The following is a 15,906-nucleotide window of genomic DNA, read 5'->3' as shown; positions in this document are numbered from 1 at the left end:
TTGGCCTATTAATTGAATAATGCTTAAAAAAAATGAAAAAGTTTGTTTTAGATGAAATCGATCATCAAATACTAGATGTATTAATAGAAAATGCCAGAACTCCGTTTACTGACATTGCAAAAAAGTTATTAGTTTCTGCGGGAACAATTCATGTTCGCGTAAAAAAAATGGAAGACGAAGGAATTATCCAAGGTTCTACATTGACACTTAATTACGAAAAAATGGGCTATTCTTTTATTGCCCATGTAGGGATTTTCTTAGAAAAAACTTCCATGACACAAAACGTCATTAAGTCCCTTGGAACCATTCCAAATGTTACTGTAGCTTACGTAACTGCTGGGAAATACAATATTTTTTGTAAAGTAAGAGCCAAAGATACAAACGATGCCAAAGACATTATTTATAAGATTGATGATATAGAAGGTGTAAACAGAACAGAAACCATGATTTCTTTAGAAGAAAGCATCAACGATAAAAAAAGAATGATGCATGCAATTTTCAAAGAATTGTAAGCAACGTGTAGAATATATTTAAATCCTTATCAAAATTTGATAAGGATTTTTTATTTTAACGAAATTATTAAATCCATTTTATGACTCCTATTTCAAAGCTACCAAATTTAGAAACGAACATCTTTACAATAATGGGTAATTTAGCTAAAAAGCACAATGCTATTAACTTAGCTCAGGGTTTTCCCAATTTTAATAGCGATCAGAAATTAAACGATTTGGTAACAAAAGCAATGAATTCTGGCTATAATCAATACGCTCCAATGCATGGTGTATTAGCATTAAGAGATGCCATTGCACAAAAATTTGAGGGCTTGTATCAATCTACGTACAATCCAGAAAACGAGATCGTAATTACTGTTGGAGCAACACAGGCAATTTTTACAATAATTACCACATTTATACATCCTTTAGACGAAGTTATTTTGTTTAAACCCGCCTATGATTGTTATGAACCTGCAATCAAATTAAATGGCGGTAAAGTTATTCCTATTCAATTAACTTATCCAGGTTATGAAGTAGATTGGAATAAGGTAAAGAATGCCATTACAGCAAATACCAAAATGATTGTGATCAACACGCCACAAAATCCTTGTGGAACTGTTTTTTCTAAAGAAGATATGCAACAGTTAGAGTTAATTACCAACAATACAAATATTATTGTTTTAAGTGATGAAGTGTATGAACACATGGTTTTTGATGGATTAAAACATCAAAGTGCTTGTTTGTTTCCGCAGTTAAAAGAACGAACATTTATAACAGCTTCTTTCGGAAAAACATTTCATAATACGGGCTGGAAAATAGGGTATTGTTGTGGTCCAAAAGAATTAATGAAAGAGTTTCTAAAAGTGCATCAATTTAATGTGTTTTGTGTAAATCATCCTACGCAAATTGCTTTAGCTGAATATATTAACGAGCCTAATAATTATGAGCAATTAAACTTGTTTTATGAAGATAAAAGAAACACCTTTTTAGAGGCCATTAAAGATTCAAAATTTACGTTTATTCCGTCTAAAGCAACCTATTTTCAAGTATTAAACTATAGTGGTATCACTCAGATAAATGATATAGATTTTGCCAAGAAACTAACGGTAGAGTTTGGTGTTGCATCCATTCCTATTTCGGTTTTTAACACCAATAATCTAGATGAAAAAGTAGTGCGTTTCTGTTTTGCTAAAAAAGACGAAACCTTACAAAAATCCGCAGAAATTTTAAATAAATTAGAATAATATAACTACTAATTAAATGCACTATAAGTCACTTTTTATTTTTAAATTCGCAGCTACATTTAACTAAAAAATGACATGATTTCTCCAATGAACTATTCAAATGCTTCTTTAGAAACAACTCAACTTATCGATTTATACAAATCAATGTTAAAACCAAGATTGATAGAGGAGAAGATGCTGATCTTATTGCGTCAAGGTAAAATATCTAAATGGTTTTCTGGGATTGGACAAGAAGCTATTTCTGTTGGAGTTACAGCTGCTTTATTAAAAGATGAATACATCTTACCAATGCACAGAAATTTAGGCGTTTTTACAACTAGAGAAATTCCGTTGTACCGCTTATTTTCGCAATGGCAAGGAAAAGCAAACGGATTTACAAAAGGACGAGACAGAAGTTTTCATTTTGGAACACAAGAATACAATATTGTTGGAATGATTTCTCATTTAGGGCCACAATTGGGAATTGCAGACGGAATTGCATTGGCACATAAAATTAGAAAAGAACAAAAGGTCTGTGCTGTGTTTACTGGTGAAGGAGGAACAAGTGAAGGCGACTTTCATGAAGCGTTAAATGTTGCTTCAGTTTGGAGTTTGCCTGTGTTGTTTTGTGTAGAAAACAATGGTTACGGACTTTCTACACCAACTTCTGAACAGTTTAATTGTGAAAACATTGCTGATAAAGGAATTGGTTACGGAATGGAAAGTCATATTATTGACGGAAATAATATTGTAGAAGTCTATACCAAAGTTTCTGAATTTGCAGCGAGTGTTCGTGCAAATCCAAGACCCATTTTATTGGAGTTTAAAACCTTTAGAATGCGTGGTCATGAAGAGGCGAGTGGTACAAAATACGTTCCGCAAGAGTTGATGGATACTTGGGCTGTAAAAGATCCTTTAGAAAATTTTAAAGCCTATTTAAAAGCAGAAAAAATACTTACAGAAAAAGAAGATGCTCAATTTAAAGAAGATATTATAAATGAGATTAATGAGCATTTACAACTAGCTAATGATGAACCTTCAATAATCGCTGATTTAGAAACAGAGTTAAAGGATGTTTTTAAAGCACATCAACCAGAAACCATCAATCCATCAACAGAAACTAAGAAGATTCGTTTAATAGATGCCATTTCTGACGGATTGAGACAATCTATGGAACAACACGATGATTTGGTGATTATGGGGCAAGACATTGCAGAATATGGAGGTGCTTTTAAAATAACAGACGGGTTTTTAGCCCAATTCGGAAAAGACAGAGTACGCAATACACCTATTTGTGAATCGGCAATTGTTGCCGCAGCGTATGGTTTGTCTGTAAACGGAACCAAATCTGTGATGGAAATGCAATTTGCAGATTTTGTGTCTACTGGCTTTAATCCGATTGTGAATTTATTAGCAAAATCACAGTATCGTTGGAATCAAATTGCAGACGTTGTAGTAAGAATGCCTTGTGGCGCTGGTGTTGGAGCAGGACCTTTTCATAGTCAAACCAACGAAGCGTGGTTTACCAAAACACCAGGATTAAAAGTTATCTATCCAGCATTTCCTGCGGATGCAAAAGGCTTGTTGATTGCTGCCATTAACGATCCAAATCCGGTATTGTTCTTTGAACACAAAGCCCTGTATCGTTCAGTGTATCAAGAAGTACCAGAGAATTATTATACGTTACCAATTGGAAAAGCGGCTACGTTAAAAGAAGGAAACGACATTACTATTATAAGTTACGGAGCAGGAGTGCATTGGGCTTTAGAAACCTTAGAGAAGAACCCAACTATTTCTGCGGATCTAATCGACTTAAGAACCTTGCAACCGCTAGATGTTGAAACTATTTATGCATCCGTTAGAAAAACAGGGAAAGCAATTGTATTGCAAGAAGATTCGTTGTTTGGGGGAATAGCCAGTGATTTGTCTGCACTGATTACCGAAAACTGTTTTGACAGTTTAGATGCACCTGTGAAACGTGTTGGAAGTTTAGAAACTCCGATTCCGTTTGAGAAGGAACTAGAAAAGCAATACTTGGCTAAAAACCGCTTTGAATCCACAGTAAAAGAACTGTTAGCCTATTAATAGATCGCTTAATTTGTTGCAATTGATTGTTTGGGTAAAAACTGTATCAACAGTAAAGAACACAATCCACAAATAAAGAATCCAATAAATAAAGGTAGAGCAGTTTCTATCACATAACTACCTATAAACGTCGCAATTGGTACCGCCATAATGGTAGATACAAATCCGTTTATTGCAGAACCAACTCCGGCAATATGTCCGACCGGTTGCATGGCTAAAGCCCTAAGGTTTCCGAATAAAAATCCTAAAGAGAAGAACTGTAAACCACAGAACACTAAAAAGATGGTGATACTAGGGTTGACATCGCTATTAAAATAGATGCTAGCATAGAGTAGTGGTATTAGTGTAAACAAAATGGCAAATACTTTTACTAAATTGTACATGCCAAAACGCATAACTAATGTTCCGTTTAAGAAGGTTGCAAATCCTACAGCAATTGCCAATCCAGCAAAAATGTACGGAAACTCTTCTTTAAAATGATACTGTTCTTGAAAAATATGTTGTGATGCTGATAAGTACACCATAAAAGAGCCCGTTATAAAGCCAGATACTAAGGTAAAAGTGACAGCTTGTTTGTGCTTTACAAACTCTTTTGCGCCATCCACAAAGAGGCGAAATCTAAACTTTGTTCTCTTTTCTATGGGCAATGTTTCTGGTTGCCGTTTCCATAACCAAATCATAATGGCAACGCCAATAATTAATTGACTCATAAAAATAGCTTTCCAACCATATGCATCTAAAATAAGTTTACCAATTGCTGGAGCAACTACGGGAACTAGAATAAAAATAACCACTACAAACGACATGATTTTAGCCATATAATTCCCGCTAAAACTATCTCTAATCATAGCAATACTGATGGTTCTAGGCGCAGCGAGTCCAATTCCTTGTAAAATTCTACCCACCACCATGGTTTCTAAATTGGTGGCAGATACACAGATAAAACTAGCAATTACAAAGAGCGTAAAACCCATATAAATAACAGGTTTACGGCCTAAACTATCAGAAATAGGTCCAAATATTAGTTGCCCAAAGCCCAATCCTAAGAAAATCATAGTGACCAATAGTTGATTGTCAGTAGCATTGTGGATTCCGATAGAAGCGCCAATGTGTTCTAAAGCTGGCAATAAAGCATCTATAGAAAGTGCTACAATAGACATTAACGAAGCCATTAAAGCAATGAATTCTATTTTGGAACTTTGATTTTTTTGCATTCGGCAAATTTACCGCTAAGAATTTGTATTTTGGTAGTTTAAAAATAAAATATGTCTATAGAGAGATTGGTAAATGATATTGGCGGAATTGACATCTATTTGTTAGATCAAATTGTAAAAGGACGTTATCCAGAAAACGCTGTGATACTCGATGCCGGTTGCGGCACAGGGCGTAATTTAAAATGGTTTTACAAGCATGCATATACATTGTATGGAGTTGATACCAATACCAATAGTATTAAAGCTGCAAAAGAGAAGTATCCAAGGATTTCTGACCAATTATCTGTACAAAACTTAGATGTGTTGGATTTTGAGGATAATACGTTTGATCATGTTATTTGTAGTGCTGTATTGCATTTTGCACAGCATACACAACATTTTATGAATCTATTTTCTGAATTGGTGCGTGTGTTGAAACCTGGTGGGAGTTTATTTATACGCATGACATCTAAAGAAAGTATTGAAGCCTTTGTACAACCAATTGCTGATGGTGTTTATGTATTGCCAGATACTACCAATCGGTTTTTATTAACAGATGCTTTGTTGGATAAACTGATTGCTACATATCCTATACAATTATTAGAACCGAAGAAATATGTGAACGTTGCTAACCAACGTTGTATGGCGACAATTATTTTACCAAACAATTGTAATAGAGTGCATTGTGTAATTTACTATTTAACATAATGTAAATTATAGAACAAACATACAGTAATTCCTGTATAGCCGTAAAGCGGCTATTTAATCATAATATCAGATATAACAGCATTCGCTTTATATCGATAGATATTATGTTAAAAGAAATACGAAGTATTCATGAACTCAATTAAAAAACAATAAGAAGGCGTGAACTAAATTACGGATTCTTAACTTCAAGGTTTATTTGATGGAAATACAGAAAAGATATCCATCGCTTGCCAACGCCAAAATCACAAACTCATAAAAAAGTTTTTTTTCGACACTTTAGTTTATTGAGCAATTAAATCAAAAGAAATTTTAATTCCTTGTATAATCATCCCTGTACCAATAATTGCAATGATTAACCCCATAATTTTACCAATTACAGAAATGACATTATGCCCTACTATTTTTACAATAAGATCGCTTAGTCTAAAGGTAAAATACGTTAACAAACTCATGGAGCCAAAAATAGCAATTACTAAGAATATTTGTAGTGGTACAGCATTAGATACGAAGTTCATAGCTGTAACAATGGTTCCTGGACCTGCTAAAATTGGAATTGCCAATGGCGAAATCGCAATATCTTCATTGATGTGTACATCTTTAATATTTTTTACATTGGATTTTTTTGATTGTAACATTTCAAAACCAATAAAAAAGATTAAAATTCCACCCGTAATTTTAAAGGCTGGAATGCTAATATTAAACAACTCGAAAATATATTTCCCTAAAAGAACAAAAAAAGCAACTATGATAAAAGCGGTTAAATTGGCTCTTTTATTGATGGTTCTCTTTGTTTTTTTATCGATACCTTGTGTTAAGGACACAAAAACCGTCATGTTAGAAATGGGGTTTGTGATTGCAAAGAATGCAGTAAATACGGTAATAGAAAATGTAACTAAATTATCCATTTATTAATGAGTTATGAATCTGGTATTTTTAAGTGTGTAAAATTAAGTGATTATTTGTAAAGTTTGTGTTTTATTTCTTGAGATTTCTCCTTTCGTCGAAATGACAGTTATCAATTATCAGTGAACAGTTATCAGTGAACAGTTGGCAGTTTTGCTTATGGCTTATAGCCTACAGCATATTACTTTATGAAATTTCTTACCAATCTATAGGAAAATAATCTTTTAAGAATTTACCAGACCAATGCTTTCCGGTGTTGATTCCGTCTATTAACGGATCCATCACTCTTGCGGCTCCGTCTACAATATCTAATGGAGGTTGAAAATCGTGAATTTCTACTTTTTTCTTAGACAATTCTGCCGGATCTTCATCGGTAACCCAACCTGTATCTACCGCATTCATATAAATACCTGATTTTGCAAAAGTTGCTGCAGATGTATGTGTTAACATATTTAAAGCGGCTTTTGCCATATTTGTATGTGGATGTCTGTCCGCTTTTTTAAAGCGATGAAACTTCCCTTCCATTGCAGATACATTGATGATGTGCTTTTTACCTGTGTTTTCTTTCATCATTAAATTTGACAATCGATTGCACAACACAAAAGGCGCTACAGCATTTACCAACTGTACTTCTACCATTTCTGTGGTTTCAATTTCGCCTAATTTTAATCGCCAACTATTAGTTTTACGCAAATCTACTTGTTGTAAATCGGCATCTAATTTTCCTTCAGGAAATACTTCTGATGTTTGTAAAGAATTGTCGAAACTATATGGAATTTGAGACAATGCAGCTGAATTTCGCAATCCGATTCCAGGTTCTGGTCCGTGCCAAGTTACTGGTAATACATTGTTTTTACTTGTTTTTGAAGTGCCGATACTGATAGCTGCTAGTTCTTGCAAACAGTTGTGATGCTCTTTTAATAAGGATTGAGCTAATGTTGGAAGTTCTTGAAGTGGCTTTTTTTCATTCTCCATCAAATGTGCATAAAAACCAGAAGGTCTTCGTACGGTTTGTGCAGCATTATTGATTAAAATATCTAATCGGTTGTATTTTTGTTCGATGTAATTACAGAAAATCTCTACACTCGGAATGTGTCGTAAATCCAATCCGTGAATGTGCAAACGATCTGACCATTGTCTGTAATCGTCTTCTTTAGAAAAACGAATGGCAGAATCAGCAGGAAAACGAGTTGTTGCAATTACTGTAGCTCCAGAACGCAATAACATTAAGGTAATATGATATCCTATTTTTAATCGAGAACCTGTAATCACAGCCACTTGATCTTTTAAATCTGTCGTTTGAAAACGTTTTGCATAATTTAAATCGCCACAGCTTGTACACATCGTATCATAAAAATGATGCAATTTTGTAAATACGGCTTTACAAACATAGCAGTTTCTTGGAGATTCTAATTCTAAAGTTTCTTCCTGAATTTCAGTCGGAGCAAGTAATTTTGGAGCAATAAATAAGGCAGCTTCACGCGCAGATCTTATTCCTGTTGATTTTCTTGCGTGTGTGTCTTTGGCAATCATCTTCCGTTTTGCCGCTTTTTTAGCATCTTTTCTTCTACGCTGAAACTCATCTCGATTTGGACGAGAGAGCAATCCTGCAACTTTTAACAAGGCTGTTCTTTGTGCTTCGGGAAGTTCAAATAATTGGTTTGTATCTGTAGTTAATTGTTGTAATACAGTAATACACGCATCTATTTCTTCTGATAAGACAATTGGAGTTGTGTCTGATTTATGTTGATCTTTAAGCATATTTAAACGTTAACGCTGTAACTATTTGGTATAAAAAATAATTGGCAAAGATACTGATATGGTTCTCTAGAATTCGTGTAAAAATAGTAATAATGTTTTGTTGACAATTAACAGTTATAGTTATCAGTAAACAATTAGCAATACATGAGTGGAGTCGGTAAACATTTGTACTTTTGTGACTCGTTTAATATTAAGAAGCTACACACGTTATGATTATTCCGAAATTACAATACATCTCTCAAGGAAACTCACCAAAAGAACATTTAGAAAACATTCAAAAAGCCTGTACTTCTGGTGCAGAAATGGTGCTACTGGATTTACAAAAGGTGTCGGATAAAAAACTTTTAGAAGTAGCTACAACAGCAAGAGAAATTACAGCACATTTTCAAACTAGATTGCTACTTCGCGGAAATTATAAAATAGCAAAAACAGTAAAAGCAGATGGTGTGCATCTCGAAAAAACCGACGTATGCCCAAGTGTTGCAAGAAAACATGTATTTACTTGGCAACTTATTGGAGCAACAGCAAACACCTTGCAAGATTGCGAAACTTTACTAGAAAAAGAAGTAGATTATATTACGTTAAGTCCATTTAGACAAACAGAAAAAGACGATACAATTACAGTTTTAGCTATAAACGGATTTACTTTAATTACAGAAGCTTTACAAACAGAAACGCCTATTATTGGTTTTGGTGAGATTACCACAACTGATGTTACAGCTATTTTAGCAACTGGTGTTTCTGGAATTGCTGTAGCGGATGCTATTACTCAAGATTTTGATCGTATTAAAGAGTTCAATCAATTGTTAAAGGCTTCTTCTACTGAGGAGCAACGGCATGCGTTTTAATTGACAGTTGACAGTTATCAATTTTATTTATGCTTTCATATATAAACTTTAGTTAAAAAAAGAATGAACATTCATTTTTTATATATCTTTGTGCTAGAAATTAAAACAACATGGCACAACTTCAAAAAAGTATCGATAAACGGAATGCGCTTATAAAAGCAACGATTGAATTGGTAAACAATAATGGTTTTCATGCAACACCGATGAGTAAAATTGCAAAAATGGCGAACGTTTCTCCTGCAACTATTTATTTGTACTTTGAAAACAAACAAGACTTGGTAAACAAAACTTATATAGATGTAAAAGCAGCCTATACAGATTATGCATTTGCTACCTATACAGAAAATATGTCTGTAACAGAAGGCTTTGAAATGATATGGAAACGGATTGCCGATTTTAAATTAAAAGAGTGCGAAAATGCTATGTTTTTAGCACAATGTGATAATACTCCAATGATTGATGAACACAGTAGACAAGAAGGAATTAAACATTTACAACCCCTACTCGATCTTTGGGCTCGTGGTAAAAAAGAAGGAATTATAAAACCCATATCAGATTACTTATTGTATGCTTATGCGATAAACCCGCTATCCTTTTTAATGATGTCTGAAAAAAGAGGTGCTTTTAAATTAGACAGCACGCATTTAGAAAAAGCGTATCAAGCTGCTTGGAGTAGTATTAAACTTTGTGAATAGGTTAGAATATTAAAAAATACATAAACAATAAAAGTAAAAATTAAATACATGGAATTATTAGATAAATTGAACTGGAGATATGCTGCAAAAGCAATGAATGGAACAACCGTAGCGGACGATAAAATAGAACGTATTTTAGAAGCGGCTCGCTTAGCTCCAACCTCAAGTGGTTTACAACCTTTTGAGATTATCGTGATTAAAAATCAAGAGGTTAAAGAAAAAATTAAACCAGTTGCGTGGAACCAATCTGTAATTACAGACTGTTCTCACCTACTTGTATTTGCTGCTTGGGATACCTATACAGCCGATAGAATTAATTATATGTTTGATTTGACAAACGACATCCGTGGGTTTAAAAATGAAGGATGGGAAAATTACCGTCAGATGTTATTAGGTTCTTATCCTCAAAAAGATGCAGAAGAAAACTTTAATCATGCGGCAAAGCAAGCGTACATCGCATTTTCAGCGGCTATTATTGCAGCGGCTTATGAAGGTGTAGATGCCACTCCGTTAGAAGGATTTGATCCAGCTGCGGTAGATGAAATTTTAGGATTGCGAGAAAAAGGATTGCGCAGCGCGGTTTTATTACCGATAGGATATAGAAAAGAAGAAGAAGATTGGTTGGTGAAATTAACGAAAGTTAGAAAACCAATGAAAGATTTAGTAACCGTTATTGAATAAATCAAAAATGATGACAAAGACAATTTTATTAAAAAATAGACCCGAAGGGAAACCTTCTATTTCAGATTTTGAATTTGTAACAGAAGAAGCTGATTTAAAAATCAACCAAGGCGAAATAATATTAGAAACAATCTACGTTTCTGTAGACCCTTATTTAAGAGGAAGAATGAGCGACGCAAAATCGTATGTTCCTTCTTTTCAATTAAATAAACCAATACAATCTGGAGTTATTGCAAAAGTAATCGCCTCTAAAAACAACAATTTTACTGAAGGTGATTTTGTTTCTGGAATGTTAGATTGGAAAACACAACAGGTCTCTACAGGTGAAGGACTATTAAAAGTGGATGGATCTAAAGTACCCTTAAGTGCTTATTTAGGAATTTTAGGAATGACGGGGTTAACCGCTTATTTAGGTCTAAACCAAATTGGAAAACCTAAAGCTGGTGAAACATTAGTAGTTTCTGGAGCTGCTGGTGCCGTTGGGAGTATTGTAGGTCAAATAGGAAAAATACTCGGACTGAACGTCATTGGGATTGCAGGTACAGATGAAAAAATAGAGATGCTAAAAAACAAATTTGGCTTTGATGCTGGAATCAATTATAATACGAGTAAAGACATAAGTGCAGACATTAAAAAAGCCGCACCAAATGGTGTAGACATTTATTTTGATAATGTTGGCGGACCGATCTCTGACGCAGTATTATTTAACATTAATAAGTTTGCAAGGATGGTTATTTGTGGAGCCATTTCTGTATATAACAATACAGAAATTCCGAAAAGTATTAGTGTACAACCCTTTTTGGTTAGAAATAGCGCTTTAATGCAAGGCTTTATTATTTCTAATTATGCAGAAAAATTTCCAGAAGCGATGAAGCATTTATCTGGTTGGTTAGCGGAAGGTAAATTAACCTACACAGAAACTATCGTTGATGGTTTTGATACTATTCCGAATGCTTTTATCGATTTATTTGAAGGTAAAAACAAAGGTAAAATGATTGTTAAAATTTAATTTGAACACCTAAAAAAAGAAAAAACATGAACAATTTTGAATTTCAAAATCCGACTAAAATTATTTTTGGAAAGGAAACCATAAAGAATTTAGAAAAAGAAATACCGAAAGATGCTAAAGTATTACTACTGTATGGTGGCGGAAGTATCAAAAAAAATGGCATTTATGACCAAGTTAAAACCGCTTTAGCAAAAACAACTATTGTGGAGTTTGGAGGCATTCCTGCAAACCCAGAATATGAAGTGTTATTAGATGCTTTAAAAGTGATTAAAGACGAAAACATTACCTATCTATTAGCCGTTGGTGGTGGATCTGTTATTGACGGAACGAAGTTTTTATCAGCTGCCGCTTTATTTGAAGGCGATACTCCTTGGGATATTTTAAGCAAACATATTAGGACCGAAAAAGGAATGCCTTTTGGTACGGTTTTAACGTTACCAGCAACCGGTTCTGAAATGAATTCTGGAGCTGTCATTACGAGAAGAGAAACCAAAGAAAAATTAGGAATGGGCGGACCAGGGTTGTTTCCTGAGTTCTCTATTTTAGATCCTCAAGTGATTACATCAATCCCTAAGCGTCAATTAGCAAATGGTTTAACCGATTCTTTTACACACGTTTTAGAGCAATACATGACCTATCCAGTTGGTGCATTGTTACAAGATCATTTTGCGGAAAGTATTTTACAAACCATTATTGAAGTGGCTCCAAAAGTTTTAAAAGATCCTTCAGATTATAAAGCTGCATCAAATTTTATGTGGAGTTGTACTATGGCTTTAAACGGATTGATACAAAAAGGAGTGCCAACAGACTGGGCTGTTCACGCTATGGGACATGAGTTGACTGCCTTATTTGGTATAGATCACGCACGTACGTTAGCGATTATTGCTCCAAGTCATTACAAATATAATTTTGAAGCGAAAAAAGAAAAATTAGCACAATATGGCGAACGTGTATGGAATATCACCGAAGGAAGTATTGATGATAAAGCCTATGCTGCAATTGAAAAAACAGTTGCTTTTTTCCACGAATTAGGCATCGACACAAAATTGTCTGATTATACAAAAGAATATGAAGGAACCGCAGAAGAAATAGCCAAACGCTTTACAGATCGTGGTTGGTTAGGTTTGGGAGAACATCAATCATTATCACCAGATAAGGTGGAAAAGATTGTAAAAATGGCATACTAATTAATTAGTAATAAATTGTAACGAAAAAACTTTTTGAAAAAGTTTCAGAAAGAATAACATAAATTTAAATAGAAAAAAAATGAACATTTTATTTGTAGTAACATCTCACGATAAATTAGGAGATACAGGAAAAAAAACAGGGTTTTGGGTTGAAGAATTTGCAAATCCATATTATACATTATTAGACAAAGGAGCCAACATTACGATTGCAACTCCAAAAGGTGGCGCTGCCCCAATAGATCCAAGTAGTGATACACCAGATGCAGCAACTAAAGACACAGAGCGTTTTAATAAGGATGCAGATGCAAAAGCAAAAATTGCAAACACAAAAGTATTGGCAGACATGAATGCAGATGATTTTGATGCTGTATTTTATCCAGGTGGTCATGGTCCTTTATGGGATTTAGCAAATGACGAAAATTCAATTGCTTTGATTGAGAAATTTAACAGTCAAAAGAAACCAATTGCTTTTGTATGTCATGCACCAGCAGCTTTAAAAGATGTGAAAAACGCAGATGGTACACCTTTGGTAAAAGGAAAAAAAGTAACCGGTTTTACAAATACTGAAGAAGCAGCTGTTGGACTTACAGACATCGTACCATTTTTAGTGGAAGACATGATGAATAAAAATGAAGGAATCTACTCTAAAAAAGAAGATTGGCACGCCTATGCTATTCAAGACGGGAATTTAATTACTGGTCAAAATCCAGCTTCATCAGAATTAGTTGCTGAGAAGTTGTTAGAAAGTTTGAAATCATAAAATCATCCATTCATAAAAAAAGGTTGTCTGTTATAGACAACCTTTTTTGTTTTATTTAGAAGTAACTTTTAAGAAGCACAACAACTCAGTTTAGAAACATCTTTTCCAAAAGTAATTGCTGCTAACTTGATGCTTTCTCCCAATGTTAAATACGGATAAAAGCTCTCTGCTAAATCTTTTACTGTTATGCCAAACTTAATAGCCATACTTAATTGTTGGATGAGCTCACCTCCTTCTGGAGCTATGACTCTTGCGCCAATTAATTTATCGGTTTCTGTATTTCTAATTAACTTTATAAACCCTCTGGTATCTTGTGCCGCTAATGCTCTAGGAACGTGAATTAAATCTAATTTAGATACTTCAAAAGGAATGCCTGTTTTTTCGGCTGCTACTTCATCCATACCCGCTCCGGCTATTTGAGGATCCGTAAAAACCACCCAAGGTAACGAAGTATAATCGACACTGTTTTTTGCTAAAGTAAAGGCGTTATGTACCGCTGTACTTCCCTCTTTTGCAGCAGTGTATACAAAAGGAGGAGTATTAGCAACATCACCAGCTGCATAGATATTAGCAACATTGGTTTCCATTTTCTCATTGACCATAATATGTCCATTTTTTGATAATTTTAAATCAACATTTTCAAGACCTAAATTTGATGTATTTGATGTTGTTCCTGTAGCAACAAGAAGATGTCCTTCTTCAATGATTTGAGTAATAGAACCATCTGGACATTTGCAATGAATAATAGTGTTATCGCCCTCTTTTTCAAATTTAATGGCTCTAAAATTGGGAAGGATTTCAATTCCTTCACTGTTCATTTGCGTTTCTAAAATATCGGTAATGTCTTTGGTTTGACTGCGTAAAGGTCTATCCGTAAACTCTATAATACGCACTTTTACGCCCAAACGATTGTATGCCATGGCTATTTCCAATCCAATATAACCAGCACCCATGATGGTTAAACTTTTAGGTTTTTCTTCTAAATCGAACAAAGAAACATTGGTTAGGTAGCCCACCTCTTTTAATCCTTCAATATTTGGAATGTTGGTGGTCGCTCCTGTTGCTATAATGATGTTAGTTGCGGTGTATGTAGTTTTACCATCAACAAGGATTGTATTTGTATCAACAAATGTAGCCCATCCTTTAAGCATGGTTAAGTTTTTGAAATCACTTACCACATCCATATATTTATGTTGCTGTAATGTGGCAACTAATGCTTTCTTGTCTTTGATAATTTGAGTGAAATCAATTTCTACTCCTTTGGTTTTGATGCCTTTAAAATTAGAATGTGTAGCATGATATACTGTTTCAGCTGCTCTAATTAAGTTTTTAGAAGGCACACAACCTACATTGACACAGGTGCCGCCAAAATCTAATCCAGCATTGACCATTAAAGTGGTAAGTCCTAAATCTTCCGCTTTGATAGCTGCCGAAAATGCCGCAGAACCACCTCCAATCACAATTAAATCGAATTGCTTTTTTTTATCAGAATTTACAACACAGCAATCTTCTTTTTCAACAGTTTCATCAACTGAATAATTGCCGATAGTATTCACTGCATTCACAATATCTTGATTGCTGATCTTATTTGCGTCAAAAACAAACTTGCCTTCTCCAGTTTGGTGATTTACAGTGCTGCTTACAATTCCGTCTTTTGAATTGACATCCTTTTCTATATGAGATGAACAACCATCACAGCTCATTCCTTTAATTTTTAGATTAACCGTTTTTATGTTTGGAATCATTTTTCTTTATTTTGATGAATTACTTTATACCCTGTTGAATTTATTGCTTTTTCAATGTCCTTCTTCGAAGTTTTTGAATTGTCAAACGCTACCGTGGCATTTGCTTTTTCAAACGACGCTACTACATCAACAATACCTCCTAATTCATTTACCGCATGTACAACGTGTAGTTCACAAGAAGCACAAGTCATTCCTTTGATATCAAAATTGAGCGTCTCTATGTTTGATTGTTTAACAATAGTTATTTCTTTTTTATTGTTTGGATAAAAAATAGATGCATAATAAGGAAAGGCTATTGATATTGCTGCAAAGAGCGTTATTCCAATTAAAAATCCTTTGGTTTGATACCATGTTGGTTTTTTATCTGCTTCACAACAATCCTCTGCTTTTTTAGGTTTTAAATAGGTATACCATGCATAGCCAATTGCGATAATAGCGATACCAATTAAATAAGGTCTAAAAGGTTCCATCCAAGACAATGCTGATGCGCTACCTCCTATTCCGGCGATTAATGCAATAACTGGTGGTATGCAACATGATGATGCTGCTACGGCAGCAAATACCCCTGTATATGCTGCTTTTTTTGATGTTTTTTTAGTGTTCATAATTTTAAA

Annotated in this window: 15 protein-coding genes; 10 read left to right on the top strand and 5 right to left on the bottom strand. The window is 34.2% G+C overall.

Annotated features, from left to right (window positions below):
* The first annotated feature begins 32 nt into the window (after positions 1-32).
* The 3 genes from KCTC32516_RS10250 (at position 33) to KCTC32516_RS10240 (ending at position 3,802) form a co-directional block, all read left to right on the top strand.
* On the top strand, positions 33-512 hold the full coding sequence (locus tag KCTC32516_RS10250; protein WP_301400329.1) for an Lrp/AsnC family transcriptional regulator: 480 nt from the start codon (positions 33-35) through the stop codon (positions 510-512).
* Positions 513-592: 80 nt separating this feature from the next.
* Complete coding sequence (locus KCTC32516_RS10245) at positions 593-1,738, top strand: methionine aminotransferase (protein ID WP_301400328.1); 1,146 nt, start codon at positions 593-595, stop codon at positions 1,736-1,738.
* 75 nt (positions 1,739-1,813) lie between these two features.
* Entirely contained in the window at positions 1,814-3,802 is a 1,989-nt protein-coding gene (locus KCTC32516_RS10240) for an alpha-ketoacid dehydrogenase subunit alpha/beta (RefSeq protein WP_301400327.1), read from the top strand.
* A gap of 8 nt (positions 3,803-3,810) precedes the next feature.
* Here KCTC32516_RS10240 and KCTC32516_RS10235 read toward each other — a convergent pair whose 3' ends face one another.
* Entirely contained in the window at positions 3,811-5,016 is a 1,206-nt protein-coding gene (locus tag KCTC32516_RS10235) for a multidrug effflux MFS transporter (protein ID WP_301400325.1), read from the bottom strand.
* Positions 5,017-5,067: 51 nt separating this feature from the next.
* On the opposite strand from KCTC32516_RS10235, the gene KCTC32516_RS10230 reads away from it, so the two are divergent.
* On the top strand, positions 5,068-5,703 hold the full coding sequence (locus tag KCTC32516_RS10230; RefSeq protein ID WP_301400324.1) for a class I SAM-dependent methyltransferase: 636 nt from the start codon (positions 5,068-5,070) through the stop codon (positions 5,701-5,703).
* A 281-nt stretch (positions 5,704-5,984) separates the two neighbouring features.
* On the opposite strand, the gene KCTC32516_RS10225 is transcribed toward KCTC32516_RS10230, so the two are convergent.
* The gene (locus KCTC32516_RS10225) at positions 5,985-6,608 is read right to left on the bottom strand and encodes a MarC family protein (RefSeq protein ID WP_301400323.1); all 624 of its coding nucleotides are present in this window, start codon (positions 6,606-6,608) and stop codon (positions 5,985-5,987) included.
* A 196-nt stretch (positions 6,609-6,804) separates the two neighbouring features.
* A complete protein-coding gene (locus KCTC32516_RS10220; RefSeq protein ID WP_301400322.1) occupies positions 6,805-8,367 on the bottom strand; it encodes an SDR family NAD(P)-dependent oxidoreductase in 1,563 nt (520 codons plus the stop codon).
* Between the two features lie 209 nt (positions 8,368-8,576).
* Between KCTC32516_RS10220 and KCTC32516_RS10215 the strand changes: the two genes are divergently transcribed.
* From KCTC32516_RS10215 to KCTC32516_RS10190, 6 genes are all read left to right on the top strand, one after another.
* Positions 8,577-9,215 (top strand): thiamine phosphate synthase, encoded by a 639-nt coding sequence (locus KCTC32516_RS10215; RefSeq protein ID WP_301400321.1) that lies wholly within the window; start codon positions 8,577-8,579, stop codon positions 9,213-9,215.
* Positions 9,216-9,325: 110 nt separating this feature from the next.
* A complete protein-coding gene (locus KCTC32516_RS10210) occupies positions 9,326-9,910 on the top strand; it encodes a TetR/AcrR family transcriptional regulator (protein WP_301400320.1) in 585 nt (194 codons plus the stop codon).
* 48 nt (positions 9,911-9,958) lie between these two features.
* Entirely contained in the window at positions 9,959-10,591 is a 633-nt protein-coding gene (locus tag KCTC32516_RS10205) for a nitroreductase family protein (RefSeq protein WP_301400319.1), read from the top strand.
* Positions 10,592-10,601: 10 nt separating this feature from the next.
* A complete protein-coding gene (locus tag KCTC32516_RS10200; RefSeq protein ID WP_301402759.1) occupies positions 10,602-11,600 on the top strand; it encodes an NADP-dependent oxidoreductase in 999 nt (332 codons plus the stop codon).
* 26 nt (positions 11,601-11,626) lie between these two features.
* The gene (locus tag KCTC32516_RS10195) at positions 11,627-12,787 is read left to right on the top strand and encodes an iron-containing alcohol dehydrogenase (protein ID WP_301400318.1); all 1,161 of its coding nucleotides are present in this window, start codon (positions 11,627-11,629) and stop codon (positions 12,785-12,787) included.
* 79 nt (positions 12,788-12,866) lie between these two features.
* Positions 12,867-13,547 carry a type 1 glutamine amidotransferase domain-containing protein gene (locus tag KCTC32516_RS10190; RefSeq protein ID WP_301400317.1) on the top strand — a complete coding sequence of 227 codons (681 nt, stop codon included), beginning with the start codon at positions 12,867-12,869 and terminating at the stop codon, positions 13,545-13,547.
* Positions 13,548-13,615: 68 nt separating this feature from the next.
* Here the strand turns inward: KCTC32516_RS10190 and merA are convergent, their stop codons facing one another.
* Positions 13,616-15,292, bottom strand: a complete 1,677-nt coding sequence (gene merA, locus KCTC32516_RS10185; protein ID WP_301400316.1) for a mercury(II) reductase — start codon at positions 15,290-15,292, stop codon at positions 13,616-13,618.
* Entirely contained in the window at positions 15,289-15,897 is a 609-nt protein-coding gene (gene merTP, locus KCTC32516_RS10180) for a mercuric transport protein MerTP (RefSeq protein ID WP_301400315.1), read from the bottom strand. Before merTP ends, merA begins: the two co-directional genes overlap by 4 nt.
* Between the last annotated feature and the right edge of the window lie 9 nt (positions 15,898-15,906).

The sequence above is a fragment of the Polaribacter huanghezhanensis genome (genome assembly GCF_030444335.1).
Classification (GTDB): domain Bacteria; phylum Bacteroidota; class Bacteroidia; order Flavobacteriales; family Flavobacteriaceae; genus Polaribacter; species Polaribacter huanghezhanensis.
This window is presented reverse-complemented; position numbering and strand designations above follow the sequence as displayed.

Excerpts from the sequence above, each read along its gene's own strand:
- KCTC32516_RS10250 (WP_301400329.1), top strand. The coding sequence starts at position 33 with ATGAAAAAGTTTGTTTTAGATGAAATCGATCATCAAATACTAGATGTA.
- KCTC32516_RS10245 (WP_301400328.1), top strand. The coding sequence starts at position 593 with ATGACTCCTATTTCAAAGCTACCAAATTTAGAAACGAACATCTTTACA.
- KCTC32516_RS10240 (WP_301400327.1), top strand. The coding sequence starts at position 1,814 with ATGATTTCTCCAATGAACTATTCAAATGCTTCTTTAGAAACAACTCAA.
- KCTC32516_RS10235 (WP_301400325.1), bottom strand. The coding sequence starts at position 5,016 with ATGCAAAAAAATCAAAGTTCCAAAATAGAATTCATTGCTTTAATGGCT.
- KCTC32516_RS10230 (WP_301400324.1), top strand. The coding sequence starts at position 5,068 with ATGTCTATAGAGAGATTGGTAAATGATATTGGCGGAATTGACATCTAT.
- KCTC32516_RS10225 (WP_301400323.1), bottom strand. The coding sequence starts at position 6,608 with ATGGATAATTTAGTTACATTTTCTATTACCGTATTTACTGCATTCTTT.
- KCTC32516_RS10220 (WP_301400322.1), bottom strand. The coding sequence starts at position 8,367 with ATGCTTAAAGATCAACATAAATCAGACACAACTCCAATTGTCTTATCA.
- KCTC32516_RS10215 (WP_301400321.1), top strand. The coding sequence starts at position 8,577 with ATGATTATTCCGAAATTACAATACATCTCTCAAGGAAACTCACCAAAA.
- KCTC32516_RS10210 (WP_301400320.1), top strand. The coding sequence starts at position 9,326 with ATGGCACAACTTCAAAAAAGTATCGATAAACGGAATGCGCTTATAAAA.
- KCTC32516_RS10205 (WP_301400319.1), top strand. The coding sequence starts at position 9,959 with ATGGAATTATTAGATAAATTGAACTGGAGATATGCTGCAAAAGCAATG.
- KCTC32516_RS10200 (WP_301402759.1), top strand. The coding sequence starts at position 10,602 with ATGACAAAGACAATTTTATTAAAAAATAGACCCGAAGGGAAACCTTCT.
- KCTC32516_RS10195 (WP_301400318.1), top strand. The coding sequence starts at position 11,627 with ATGAACAATTTTGAATTTCAAAATCCGACTAAAATTATTTTTGGAAAG.
- KCTC32516_RS10190 (WP_301400317.1), top strand. The coding sequence starts at position 12,867 with ATGAACATTTTATTTGTAGTAACATCTCACGATAAATTAGGAGATACA.
- merA (WP_301400316.1), bottom strand. The coding sequence starts at position 15,292 with ATGATTCCAAACATAAAAACGGTTAATCTAAAAATTAAAGGAATGAGC.
- merTP (WP_301400315.1), bottom strand. The coding sequence starts at position 15,897 with ATGAACACTAAAAAAACATCAAAAAAAGCAGCATATACAGGGGTATTT.